The 13,128-nt window shown below is 60.8% G+C and carries 9 protein-coding genes and 1 pseudogene; 4 read left to right on the top strand and 6 right to left on the bottom strand.

The window, feature by feature from the left end:
* Window positions 1–3: 3 nt before the first annotated feature.
* The 4 genes and pseudogenes from GGD46_RS34605 to GGD46_RS32215 form a co-directional block, all read left to right on the top strand.
* Window positions 4–123 (top strand): annotated as a pseudogene (locus GGD46_RS34605) (VCBS domain-containing protein); the annotation flags it as partial.
* Between the two features lie 780 nt (window positions 124–903).
* Window positions 904–2,763 carry a type I secretion C-terminal target domain-containing protein gene (locus GGD46_RS34475; RefSeq protein ID WP_313206353.1) on the top strand — a complete coding sequence of 620 codons (1,860 nt, stop codon included), beginning with the start codon at window positions 904–906 and terminating at the stop codon, window positions 2,761–2,763.
* A gap of 678 nt (window positions 2,764–3,441) precedes the next feature.
* Window positions 3,442–4,029: a class I SAM-dependent methyltransferase gene (locus tag GGD46_RS32220; RefSeq protein WP_184711272.1), complete on the top strand. Its 588-nt coding sequence runs from the start codon at window positions 3,442–3,444 to the stop codon at window positions 4,027–4,029.
* A 39-nt stretch (window positions 4,030–4,068) separates the two neighbouring features.
* Window positions 4,069–4,650: a DedA family protein gene (locus GGD46_RS32215; RefSeq protein WP_184711270.1), complete on the top strand. Its 582-nt coding sequence runs from the start codon at window positions 4,069–4,071 to the stop codon at window positions 4,648–4,650.
* Between the two features lie 80 nt (window positions 4,651–4,730).
* Here GGD46_RS32215 and GGD46_RS32210 read toward each other — a convergent pair whose 3' ends face one another.
* The 6 genes from GGD46_RS32210 to GGD46_RS32185 all read right to left on the bottom strand — a co-directional run bounded on the left by GGD46_RS32210 (window position 4,731) and on the right by GGD46_RS32185 (window position 13,127).
* The gene (locus GGD46_RS32210; protein WP_184711268.1) at window positions 4,731–6,107 is read right to left on the bottom strand and encodes a HAMP domain-containing sensor histidine kinase; all 1,377 of its coding nucleotides are present in this window, start codon (window positions 6,105–6,107) and stop codon (window positions 4,731–4,733) included.
* Complete coding sequence (locus tag GGD46_RS32205; RefSeq protein WP_184711266.1) at window positions 6,107–6,781, bottom strand: response regulator transcription factor; 675 nt, start codon at window positions 6,779–6,781, stop codon at window positions 6,107–6,109. Before GGD46_RS32205 ends, GGD46_RS32210 begins: the two co-directional genes overlap by 1 nt.
* A 115-nt stretch (window positions 6,782–6,896) precedes the next feature.
* Window positions 6,897–7,355: a MaoC family dehydratase gene (locus tag GGD46_RS32200; protein ID WP_184711264.1), complete on the bottom strand. Its 459-nt coding sequence runs from the start codon at window positions 7,353–7,355 to the stop codon at window positions 6,897–6,899.
* A 12-nt stretch (window positions 7,356–7,367) separates the two neighbouring features.
* Window positions 7,368–9,017 (bottom strand): long-chain-fatty-acid--CoA ligase, encoded by a 1,650-nt coding sequence (locus GGD46_RS32195; protein WP_184711262.1) that lies wholly within the window; start codon window positions 9,015–9,017, stop codon window positions 7,368–7,370.
* A gap of 27 nt (window positions 9,018–9,044) precedes the next feature.
* A complete protein-coding gene (locus tag GGD46_RS32190) occupies window positions 9,045–10,808 on the bottom strand; it encodes an acyl-CoA dehydrogenase C-terminal domain-containing protein (RefSeq protein ID WP_184711260.1) in 1,764 nt (587 codons plus the stop codon).
* Between the two features lie 21 nt (window positions 10,809–10,829).
* Window positions 10,830–13,127 carry a 3-hydroxyacyl-CoA dehydrogenase/enoyl-CoA hydratase family protein gene (locus GGD46_RS32185; RefSeq protein WP_184711286.1) on the bottom strand — a complete coding sequence of 766 codons (2,298 nt, stop codon included), beginning with the start codon at window positions 13,125–13,127 and terminating at the stop codon, window positions 10,830–10,832.
* Between the last annotated feature and the right edge of the window lies 1 nt (window position 13,128).

The following is a 13,128-nucleotide window of genomic DNA, read 5'->3' as shown; positions in this document are numbered from 1 at the left end:
GCGCTGAACAGCACCGGCAACAATACGAAGCTGCACGATATCGTCACGGTGACGACGGCGGACGGCACGTCCCAGCAGATCGACATCACGATCAATGGCACGGATGATGCGCCGGTGCTGGGTGGTACGGCTGCGAATGCTTCCTATACGATAGGAGGTACGGCATCAGTGCTGTCGAGTACGACAACTGTCGCGGATGTCGATAATACAGCAATGGCCTCCGCCAAGGTTTTCATTTCGAGTGGTTTTGTGACCGGAGATGTGCTGTCCGCCACGGTCACAGGAACGTCGATTACGGCAAGTTATAACGCTCAAAGCGGCGTGCTGACGCTGACGGGCACCGATACACTGGCGCACTATCAAGCTGTTTTGGATAGTGTTACGTTCTCGTCGACAAACTCGAGCACAGCAACCCGGACGATCAATTGGTCTGTTAATGATGGAACGATAAATAGCAACGTGAGTACAACGACTCTCGCAGTTGCTCCGCATCAAAATGTTGCGCCAGTATTGGATCTTGATACGACGACAAGTGGAAATGATACAACAGTCAACTACGTTCGGAAGACGACTGTTAACCTCGTGCCGAATGCGCTTGTAACTGATAGCGACTCCCCCAATTTCAACGGCGGAACACTTAAGGTCACAACATCCGGGGCCTCGGACTACCTGTCTATCTCAAATTCTAACGGAAGTTTTGCCTACGGCGGGAAGACTATTGCGGTCTACTCATTCAGTAACCAGACTCTGACTGTTAATTTTAATGCGAATGCCACGCCGGCTGCGGTGACGGCTCTGTTACAGAGTGTTCAATTTGGCTCGACCGCGAACTCGAATTTGGGAACAGATAGGGATGTCTCGTTCACCCTCACCGACGGGCAGGGGGGATTGGCGTCAGCGCACGTGACCATACATCCAGTATCCATGCCCGCCGGCATGTCTGGCGAGGCCATCAACCTTGCACTTCCCGATCCGTCGCATCATGACGGCCTGGTTGCAGTGAGTGTTGCCGGCGTACCGGCAGGCTGGACGCTAAGTGAGGGCACGCTTAACGCCGATGGTACCTGGTCCGTGGTGACGCATGACCCGTCCTCTCTGACGGTGACTTCACCGGATGGCGTGACTGGCGCAGTGGTCCTCCAGATCACCGAAACCTGGATCAACGCAGACGGCACAACCGGCATGGCCACGGTGGCCGACAATGTCGAAGCCTATGCCAAGGGTTCGCCGATCTTCGCCTGGTCGGGCGACGATACGCTCACAGCATCGAGCGGCAACGACACGCTGGTCTTTGCAAACACCATTGGTAAGGACGTCGTGCACAACTTTGATGTGGCGCATGACAAGATCGACCTGATCGGCTTTGCGGGCTTCAATAGCTTCGCGGACGTTCTGGCCCATCTGTCGAGCGATGCCTCCGGCAATGCCGTCATCACGCTCGGCAATGGCGAGACCATCACCTTGGCAGGCGTGAGCGCCGCGGCTCTCACGGCAGACGACTTCCTCTTCAATGAAGCAGTCGTAACCCACAATACCGGGAATATGGTGGTCGCCGATGGCGCATTGATGCCGTTCAGCGGAACGCTCGACAACACCGGCAGCATCCATATCACCTCTACCGGCAGCGAGACGGACCTCGAAATCGTCCAGCGTGGCCTGACATTGACCGGCGGCGGCACGGTGACACTGTCCGACAATGCAGCCAACATCATCTTCGGCAGCAGCGATCATGTCACGCTGACGAATGTAGATAACACCATCTCCGGCGCTGGTAAGCTCGGCGATGGCCACCTGACGCTCGTCAACGCCGGCACGATTATTGCCGACGGTAGCCACGCGCTCGTCATCGACACCGGCGCCAATGCGGTCAGCAACACGGGCACGCTGGAGGCAACCGGGGCAGGTGGTCTCCATATCCATAGCGACCTCGTCAATAACGGACTGCTCTGGGCGAATGGCGGCAACGTCAATCTCGACGGCGATGTCAGCGGTAGCGGCACGGTGCTGCTGTCGGGTCACGCCAACCTCGAGATCGGTGGCTCGTTCCACGAGGCGATTACGCTTGGCAAGGATGCACAGGCAACGATCACCATCGATCATGCCGCGGCCTTTACGGGTACGATCGCGGGTCTCGATGGTAACGACGCCTTGCGGTTCGGCGACATCTCCGCCGCGACCGCCAGCTTCTCCTATGCAGAGAATGCAGGAAAGACGGGCGGTGTGCTGACAGTCACCGACGGTACCCATACTGCTTCGATCGGCCTCACTGGCGAGTACTCGGCCAGTGACTTCTCGCTTGGCCATGACGGGACATCCACCGAGATCGACTTCAGCGGGATCGGCCACCTTTACGGCACCGACGGCAACGATACGCTGACCAGCGGTGGCGGTTACACGATGACCGGTGGCGCCGGGGCCGATACCTTCGTGCTCGATGCAAAGGCCCTGCACAACCTCAATATGGCCGATGTCATCACCGACTTCAGCCCGAAGGGACAGGGCGACAAGCTGGATGTCTCGAACCTGCTGAACGCACTGGTGGGAGAACATCCGGGCATGACCGAGGCGAATGCTGTCGCATCGATGACGGCGGCGGTCGATGCCGCAACCAATTCGACGAAGATCAGCGTCAACACCGGGTCGGAAACCCACGTAGTTGCCACGCTGCAGAACTACACGCCGTCAGGCCATGATGCCGTGCATGTGCTGTTCAACAATCATGATGAGCAGCTCGCAACCCATACGCAGACTGCCGGCGCCTGATCTCTCTTGCTCGGCACGAATAAACTTGAAGCGGCGCGTCTCGAACGCGCCGTTTTTCGTTGAAATCCATGCCGTGGCCCCGCTTGCAGGCTCAGCAAGTGCTTTTTTGCGAGCGTCACCGAGGTGCCGCGCTCCGATCCAGCATGATGGCGGGTAATGGCGGTGCCTAGCGGAAGGAAAGGCGTGCACTTAACCGCCCAGGCACTCTTCGACCCGACCGCTGATTTTTGCGGCCTCGCCGACGGCGATGCAGCCCTCGGACTACCGAGCGGTCGCAGCGATGAATTCGCTCACGGGGCGTCGAAATCAAGCCCGACCTTTTATCTTTGACAGCGCCGAGATTGCAGTGATCAGGCGCTGCAATCAATCGGTGATCTGTTCGTGGCGAAAAACACCCCCAAGCACCATGTCGCTCCAGGGGCAAACCGCAATTGTCAGATCGGGACCGTCACGCTTTGTCGTGACAGGCTGTCTCAATCCAGGCGTGGGACACAGCGTTGCGATTGATCTGGTTTGCGGCAGGCCACTGCTTTCTCGGTCGATCGAACAATCGTTCTCATGGAGCGGTTCAATGTCCTCACATCTTGGATGGTTCGAAAATGTTATCGATGTTACCAACGCAACTCGTCACCGTTGACGCTCACAGGGCCACAGATGCCCTGAGCAAGCGAGGGTGCCATGCTGGGTTCTGATGCGCTTGCCTTCTTCCGAGCCTGGATCGCCAATCCCCTTCGTGTCGCGGCGATTGCCCCATCCGGCCGCGCGGTTGCAGATCTGATGACGCAAGGCGTGTCGCCCAGCACCGGGCAGGTCCTTGAACTGGGTGCGGGAACCGGCCCATTTACGAAAGCGTTGCTTGCCCGCGGCGTGCCTGAGCGCAGCATCACATTGGTGGAATACGACCCCACCTTTGCGCGCCTGCTCCGACACCGCTTTCCGCTGGCGCGGGTGTTGCACATGGACGCGACCGAATTGGCGACGACGGGTCTTTTTGCCGGTGCCGCAGTTGGCGCAGTGATTAGCGGACTGGGCATTTTGACCATGCCGCCGGACAAGGCCTCGGCTATTCTCAGCGGCGCCTTCGCCTGCATGGCGCCGGGTGGGGCCTTCTATCAGATAACTTACGGACCACGCTGTCCGGTGCCGAGCAGGATACTCGAGCAATTGGGGCTGGAGGCTATGCGCTGCGGATGGACGATGCGAAATCTGCCGCCTGCCTCGGTCTATCGGATCACGCGCAGCCTCGACCATCCCTCCTGTCTGTGATGTGAACCGATCATGGAGATGTCGCCTATTATCGCGACGATGCTGAGTTTCGGCCTCGTCGGCCTCGTCTGCTTGGCTATTGCAGAAAAATTCGTCCCGATCTTTCCGTCCTATGTCCTGCTGATGTTTGTTGGCATGACCGCAAAGAGCAGTCTGAACCTCGCGGCAATTGTGGCTGCCACCGCGTTTGGATCGACGCTTGGTTCTCTGCTCTGGTATGGGTTCGGATGGACACTGGGCTCGCACCGGGTCGAAGACTTGGTGACGCGCTATGGCCGTTTCATCCTGCTGCCGCCTTCACTCTACCAGCGTCTGGTCGGTTCGTATCGCCGCAATCAATTCTGGACGACCCTCGTCGGCCATACGATACCGGCCGTTCGCGTCTATCTTGGCTTGCCGGCCGGCGTGTTCAAACTCGAATTGCGCGGCTTCGCCCTGGCTACCCTCATTGGCAGCCTGCTTTGGAACACACCCTTCCTGTGTCTGGGGTTCCTGTTATACGGGAGCGGCCGTGACCCGATCACCCTCGGTCTTGCAGTCGCGGTGGGGCTGATTGCTGCTGAGTTCGCCATAGTGTGGATCCTGCGTCGGGCAAAGCGAAGCAATGCGCGGCGGTTCTAATAGCCCAACTGCGCGGAACAGCCGATCGGCACGTCCGATTGACGAGACGGCGCCGCGGGCGGTGCTCCGGTTGCGTGCGCCTAGGTCGTTTGCACTTCGCCATCGGCGATCCCTGTGCGGGGGAATGTCATCCTCACACAGGCGCCCTTGGAGCCAGCATTGACAACGGCGACGGTGCCGCCATGCATCTCCATGATCTCCCGAACCAGATTGAGCCCCAATCCGGCGCCGCGGCCGTTAGGGCCGAGGCGATTGAACGGCTCGAAGATCTGCTCGCGTGCGTCCCAGGCGACACCTTTGCCTTCGTCGGAAACTTCGACGAAATGGTCCTTGCCGACGCGCAAGCAAATCGTTCCCTGGCGTCCGCCATGGTCGATGGCGTTTTGAACAAGATTGGTCAAAGCCCGCTCCAGCGAAGTGTGGTCGCCGATCACCAGCACCTCGTCGGCTTCCGGTTCGAAGCTCACCTCATAGCCGGCACCGAGCGCCAGGGGGCCAAGATCGAATAGCACCTGTTTGGCCATGGCGGTCAGATTGACCGACAGGAAGTGGTCGCGCTTCTGGTCGAGGCGCTGGAGATCGAGCAACTGACCGGCAAGTGTCGTCAGACGCGCCGCGTCTTCCAGCAGGTCACGCCTGTCCGAACCTGCGGGCAAGGTGGAAATGCGTGCATTCAAAATGGCGATCGGTGTGCGCAGTTCATGGGCCGCCTGCGCCAGGAAATGCTGATGTCGCTCATAGCCGACGTCGAGACGACGCAGCGCATCATTGACAGCCCCGACAAGTGCGCTGATTTCGACGGGCATGTCACTCGCCTGCAGCTGAGTGCCGCGCTTGTCGAACTCTATATGCGCGGCCTGCTCCACGGTCCGCCGGAGCCCCGCCAAGGCGCGCCGCACCACCAGCGGCGTGGCAAGCGAGGTCGTCAAAGCCACAAGCACGATGACGGGCAGAATGAGGGAGATGAGCCCGCCCGACATACCCCTTGCCAGCCGCTGCACGGACATCTGTCCTTTCGTGCCGGTCAGGATCTGGATCCGGCCGGCAGGGCTGTCGACCCATTTGATTACAGCGTCGGGTTTCCCTGCCAGTTCGGGTTGTTTGCTCAGGCGCGCGTCGCTGAGCTGGTCGAGCATCGCGATTGCAGGCAGATAGGCGGGCGGAATGTTGCCCTCTTGCAGGCGGTGTCCTTCGCGATCGCGGATCGCAAACCACAGGTCGGGTGCGTTGGCCCGAAGAGAACCAAGTGCCGGGGTCTCCCGTAGCGCCAGTCCGCCCGTTGCGTCCCGTTCAACCGCCTCGGCGAGCACATCGAGACTGGCGCCCTCATAGTCGTCCAGCAGATAGCCGGTGCTCCAGAGCGTGACCGTGATAATCAGCGGTATTATCGCGATGATGCAGGCCTGTAGCGTCACCAGCCTACTGACGAGTAGCCATTTCAGCGAGGGCTGCCGCATTATGCCGTCTCGCTGATGAGATAGCCGACACCACGGATACCGCTGATGGCGATGCCGGCATGCGCGTCTGCGAGCTTTCGGCGCAGGCGAGAAATATGCGTGTCGAGCGCATTTGATTCGATTTCGTCGTTCATGCCGAAAACGGCTTCCATCAACGTCTCGCGCAGCACCATCCGCCCCATGCGCCGCATCAGCGCTTCCAGTACAAGCAGTTCGCGGCGGGGCATGCGCAGAGGAACGGTTTCGACATGCGCCTCAAGATGCGCGAAATCGAATGATAGGCGGCCTAGTCTGACGATATCAGGCTGCAGATTGGCCGGCCGGCGCAGGATGGCGCGCAGCCGGGCCAGGAATTCCTCAAAAGAGAATGGCTTGCCAAGATAGTCGTCCGCACCGCTGTCGAGACCGGCGATCCGGTCAAGCAGATCGCCCTTCGCCGTCAATACCAATACCGGTACCGTATCGCCTCTGGCGCGCAGCGATTTGACCAGCGACAGGCCGTCGCCGTCGGGTAATCTGCGATCCAGCACCACGGCATCGTAGACGCCGTCATAGAGGGCTGCATCGGCATCCAAAAGGGTCGCCACATCGTCCACGACCATGCCTTGGCGCACAAGTCCACTGCGCAAGACGGCAGCCATCGATTTCTCGTCCTCGACCAGCAGCACACGCATTCCGTCAGCTCCATTGCCTGCCCGCGTCGGCAGGCCAGTGACGCGCCATTATCATCCCTTCATTGAGACAACCTTGCAAACCGAGGCCGATGCGTCGCTTCTCATGGGAGCAGATTCAAGCCCTGCGCCAGCCAACGATCTTTGGTGTGAACACCTGCACGATCTCGCCGTTCTGATTTATCGTCTCGCTTCGCACAGTGACAAACCCACGCTTTGGTTGGGAACGAGACAGCGTGATAGCGGTGATCTCGCTTTCCACATGGATGCGGTCGCCAGGCCATGTCGCGCGCGGCCAGGAAATTTCCGCACCTGCGCCGATCAGCCCGCCGGCCAACGGCAGGCTTTGAACAAGCAGCCGCATAGTCGTCGCGGCCGTATGCCAGCCGCTGGCAGCCAGCCTTCCGAACAGGCTGTCGCGCGCGAGCTCCTCGTCCAGATGGAAGAATTGCGGATCGTAGCGACCCGCAAATTCCTTGATCTCATCGAGCTCCATCACATGAGAGGGGCTGGTGAAGCGCTGCCCGAGTTCGAGATCCTCAAGGTAAAGCTCTGGCATCGTGGTGTGGTCGCTCATGTCCGGATCCTCTCAGTTGTTCAACTCCGCGTCTGCGGAGCGCTTGGCATATTCCTCGATGACAATTTGCCGGATCGCGATCTTCAAGAGTTTGCCGGTTGCCGTGTGCGGCAATTCGTCGACGACAATGACATCGTCGGGAATGCTCCACTTGGAGATTTTGCCGGTATAGAGTTCCGGCAGATCCTGCCGCGTGAATGTTTGCCCGGGCTTCAGGACGACCGTGAGAACCGGTCGCTCACCCCATCGGCCATCCGGCACCGCGACGACGGCTGCCTCCTTGATTGCCGGGTGGGCCTGCGCAATGTTCTCCAATTCGATCGAGCTGATCCATTCGCCGCCGGATTTCACTACGTCCTTGGTGCGATCGACGATCTGCACGAAGCCGTCCTCGTCCATCGTGACGACATCGCCGGTTTCGAACCAGCCATCGACCGCGTATGCCGCGCTCTTTTCCGCATTGTAGTAGCTGGCCGCAACCCAGGGGCCGCGCACCAGCATTGCACCGAATGCTTTGCCGTCGCGTGCCACAGGCTTGCCGTCAGCGCCGACAACGCTGAATTCCATGCCGAATAGCGGGCGGCCTTGCTTGGATTCGACTATTAGCCTTTGCTCCGCCGAAAGCGCCTCGTGCTTGGGCAAGAGTGCAGCCGCAAGTCCGATCGGGCTTGTTTCCGTCATGCCCCAGGCATGGCGAACCATGACCCCCATGTTTTGGAAACGGCTGATCATGATCGGCGGCGAGGCCGAGCCGCCGATGGCGACGCGCTTCAGCGTGGAGAATTTCTGGCCGTGACCATCCATCCAATCGAGCAGGCCGAGCCAGACCGTCGGTACTCCCGCAGTAAATGTCACCTTCTCACTTTCGAACAGGCCGTGCAGGCTTGCCCCATCGAGATTCGGACCAGGCATGACCAGCTTCGCGCCAACCATCGGTGCGGCGAAGGGGATACCCCAGGCGTTGACATGAAACATCGGCACGACAGGCACGACCGAATCCGAGGCAGAAAGACCGAGTACATCGATGAAGGTCGAAGCCATAGCATGCAGAACCGTGGAACGGTGGCTGTAGAGCACACCTTTCGGATCCCCTGTCGTGCCGGATGTGTAGCACAGGCTCGAGGCGGTGTTCTCGTCAAATACTGGCCAATCGAATTCATCCGGTTCGCCGGCAATCAGTCTCTCATAGCAGATGAGATTCGGCAGACATTCCGACTTCGGCATATGGGCCTCGTCGGTCAGGATGATCACGGCCTTCAGTTGCGCAAGTTTATCGGCCAGTCCTTCGAGGATCGGCAAAAAGGTGAGGTCGGAGAAGAGCACGCTGTCGCCTGCGTGGTCGATGATGTAGCCGATCTGCTCGCGAAAGAGGCGCGGGTTGATCGTGTGACACACCAGGCCTGATCCGGAAATGCCGTAATAGAGCTCCAGGTGCCGATAGCCATTCCAGGCGAGCGTACCCACCCGGTCGCCATGGTTGAGGCCAAATCTCTGAAGCGCGTTGGCGAGCTTCTGGCTTCGCCGGGAGAGGTCCGCGTAGCTGTAGCGATGGATCGGGCCTTCGACGGTTTTGGAGACGATCTCCGTGCCGCCATGATAGGCCGCGGCGTGACGCAGGATCGATGACACGAGCAGCGGTGCATTCATCATCATGCCAAGCATGGTCTTCCCCTCCCAGAGAGCGTTCAATCAGAACAGATCGGCGTCGAGCGCCATGATGTCGGTCGCACCAGCGCGGATAGCCGCCTCCAGCGCCAAAGTCTGCGGCAACAGCCGGGCCGCGAAGAAGCGGGCAAGCAAGAGTTTGCGCTTCGTCAGGGCCGTCGGCACTGAAGCCGCGGCCTTGTCGGCCATGCGCACCCAGAGCCAACCGAAGCTCACGAGCGCAAAAAAGCGCAGATAGTCTGTGGCGCTTGCTCCCGCCTCCATGGGGTCGGCGGATGTAGACAGCAGATCTTCGGTCAGTTGCTCAAGGCGGACAAGGGCTTCTGTCACGGCACCCTTCGCGGACTCGAACTCAGCCGAGCCGTTGGCCGAAGACAGATCGGCGTGCACCAGCGCAAAGAAGCGGCGTACAACATCGCCATTGTCCATCGCCAACTTGCGACCGACGAGATCCATGGCCTGCACGCCGTTGGTGCCTTCGTAGATCTGCGTTATCCGGGCATCGCGCACAAATTGTTCCATGCCCCATTCGCGGATATAGCCGTGGCCGCCAAAGACTTGTTGAGACATAACCGCGATCTCGAAGCCGAAATCGGTGAAAGCAGCCTTGACGACCGGCGTCAGCAAGGCGACGAAGCCATCTGCCGTACGGCGGGCTTCCGGATCGGGATGTCTGGTCGCGATATCCATCTGCAGCGCGGTCCAGACAGCGAGTGCGCGCCCGGCTTCCGTCAAGGATCGGCCGGTCAGGAGCATCTTGCGCACATCGGCGTGCTCGATGATCGGTACGGGGCCACGGGCGCCATCGGGGGAACGGCCCTGCAAGCGATCTCGGGCATAGGCGGCAGCCTTCTGGTTAGCTGCCTCGCCAATGCCGAGACCCTGAATGCCGACGAAGAGGCGCTCGGCATTCATCATCGTGAACATGGCGTTGAGGCCGCGGCCGGGCTCGCCGACGAGCCAGCCTATGGCGCCGTCATAGTTCATCACGCAGGTCGGCTGGGCGTGGATGCCCATCTTGTGCTCCAGCGAGCCGACGGACATTCGATTGCGCTCGCCAAGCGAACCGTCCTGCTTGACGAGAAACTTCGGGACCAGGAAGAGGCTGATGCCTTTCACGCCCTTCGGCGCATCGGGCAGGCGGGCGAGCACCAGATGCACGACGTTGCCGCCGAAATCCTGGTCGCCGGAGGAGATAAAGATTTTCGTGCCCCTGATGGCATAGGAACCATCGCCTCGCGGTTCGGCGCGGGTTGTCAGCAGGCCGAGGTCGGTGCCGGCGGAGGATTCTGTGAGCGCCATGGCGCCCGTCCATTCGCCGGAGATCATCTTCGGCAGATATGTCTGTTTCAACTCGTCAGTGGCATGGTGGGCGATCGCTTCGACAGCGCCGCGCGTCAGGCCCGGAAACAGGCCGAAGGAGAGATTGGCGGAAGACAGCATCTCGTCGAGCAGGATCTGCAGGACGCGCGGTAGACCCTGTCCGCCATAGTCCGGATTGCCAGACAGGCCGGCCCAGCCGCCGTCGACGAAGGCCCCATAGGCTTGCGCGAAGCCCTTCGGCGTCGTCACAAGTCCGTCTTCCAGGGTGCAGCCCTCTTCGTCGCCCGAACGATTGAGCGGCTCGAGGATTTCCGCGCAGAACTTGCCGCCTTCTTCGAGAATGCTCGTTGCGAGGTCGGTATTGACCTCTTCAAACCCGGGGAGTGCAGCCATCTGCGCATCAAGGTCGAAGACGCCGCCGAGGAGAAAAGAAATATCGTCGATCGGAGGGATGTAGCCAGCCATAGGGTTCTTGTCCGTTCCTGTTCAGTTGCGCAGCGGCTTGCCGGTTGCCAGCATATGCCTGACGCGGTCCACGGTTGCGGGTGTTGCCAGCAGGTCGATGAAGGCCTGGCGTTCCAATGCGAGTACGTCGTCCTCGGAGACGGGCTTCAGGGGATCGGCCGAGGGCCCGCCCGTCAGCACCCCGGCAAGGGCGCGCCCGATGATGCCGTCATGGCCGGTGGCGCGTCCGGCGACCATGGCACCTTCGATGAGGTTGTGAAGGGCGGCAGCGCCTGATGGTCCCGACAGCGTAAGTGTCGGTGGTTCCGGGGCCACATAGTTGTTCGCAAGAGCCAGGGCTTTGGCCTTGGCGTCGGCCAGCAGCCGGCTGCGGTTCATGGTGATGCCGTCGCTGGCTCTCAGATAACCGAGGCTGCGGGCGTCGAAGGCACTGGTCGACACCCTTGCCGGTTCGATGATGTTGAAGACCTCGATGGCCGGCGCGACCGGCCCCTTCAAGGCGGCGGTAGCGCTTGAGAAACGCAGCATCATTTCCTTACAGCCGCCCCAGCCAGGGACGACGCCGATCCGGGTCTCGACAAGGCCGATGGTAAGCTCGGCATGGGCCTGGATCGCATCGCAGTGAAGCAGGATCTCGCAGCCGCCGCCAAGCGCCAGCCCGGCGGCAGCGCCGACAACGGGGAAGGGGGCATATTTCAGGGCCCTGAAAGTATCGTGGCCCTGATCAATGAAGGCGCCGATTGCCTCTCGGCCTCCCTTTTCCACCGTATCGAGGAAGATGCGCAGATCTGCCCCGGCACTGAAGACCGGGGAATCGCTGCCGATCACCAGGGCCTTGAAGTCCCGGCCGCAGCGTTCGATCGCCTTGTTGATGGCCTCGAACAGGGCCGGCGTGTAGGTGTTCATCTTGGTGCGGAACTCAAGGCAGGCGACACCGTCGCCAAGGTCCCAGAGGCCGGCCACGCCCCAATCCTCGACTGCGTCTGCAGAAAGCCTGAGGTCGGAAAGGAGGAGCACGCCTTCGGCTTGATGAACGGGGGCTATACTTCCGTCAGGCAGCAGGTTGACGCGCTTGCCGTCAACGACGGAATAGAATCCACCCCTTTCGACGGCAAGCGAGAGATACGCCGGTACGGCAAGGCCGCGTGTCTCGAGCCGCGCCTTCAGCCAGCCGGCACCAAGCCGGTCGATCAGCTCGAAGGGACCCTGCTTCCAGCCATAGCCGCTGCGCATGGCCTCATCGACCGCATCCGGTGTGTCGGCAATATCGGGCACGAGCGAGGCGGCATAGGCGAGCGTCTTTTCCATCACGACCGAGGCATAGCGGCCGGCGAGGCCACCATGTTCCATCAGCCTGCGGGGGTCGCCGGCCGATGCCTCAAGGCTGACGGAAGAGACCGCCTTCTGTGGCCGGTAGTCTCCCGTTAGAAGGTCGATCACGTCGCGCGACTTGCGGTCTGGCGAAAGCCGCACGAAGCCGGCTCCGCTTTTGCGGCCGAGGCGGTTTTCCGCGATCATGCGGGCGATTAGCGGCGGTTCGGCGTCGCAATCCTTGACTGCGTCGCCGGCCGGTGTCGCCTTTTGCAGGCTGCGCAGGATCGTCGGCATGAGGTCTATGCCGACCAGATCCAGCAGCCCGAAGATGCCGGTGGAGGGAATGCCGAACGGCTTGCCGATGACGGCATCGGCTTCCTCGACCTCAAGGCCGAGATCGATGGCTTCGTTCTGTGCCACCACCATCCAGTAATTGCCGATGCGATTGCCGATGAAGCCGGGCGTGTCCTTGCAAACGACGACGCTCTTGCCGAGCCTGTGGTCGGCAAAGCTGCGGATCGTTGCTGCCGCTTCCGGTTTTGTCGCCTTGCCTGAGACGAGTTCCAGCAGCCGCATGATGCGGGGCGGATTGAAGAAATGAGTGATGAGGAAGTCGGCGGCAAAGCTTGTCGGCAGGCCCTCAACGAGAGAATGCAGCGGAATGGTCGAAGTGTTGGACGAGACAATCGAGCCCTCCTTCCGCACACCATCGACGGCGCGGTAGAGCGCCTGCTTGATGTCGAGCTTCTCCGCAACGGCCTCGACGATCCAGTCCGCATCGGCAATCAGTGCGAGGTCGTCCTTCGTCGATCCGGCCTTGATCCGTGTCGCGAAGGCCGGATCCATGAAGCCGCCAGCCTTCAGCTGACGCGCGACACCGCCATCGGCGAAGGTCTTCTCGACGTCGAGCAGCACCACGTCGAGGCCTGCATTGGCAAGATGGGCAGCGATGCCGGAGCCCATGACACCGGCGCCGACGACGGCAGCTTTCTTGATCGTAACCATT

Source organism: Martinezella lusitana (genome assembly GCF_014207095.1).
In the GTDB taxonomy this organism is placed as follows: Bacteria; Pseudomonadota; Alphaproteobacteria; order Rhizobiales; family Rhizobiaceae; genus Rhizobium; species Rhizobium lusitanum_B.
The sequence above is the reverse complement of the archived record's forward strand: the minus strand, read 5'-3'. Positions and strand labels throughout refer to the sequence as shown.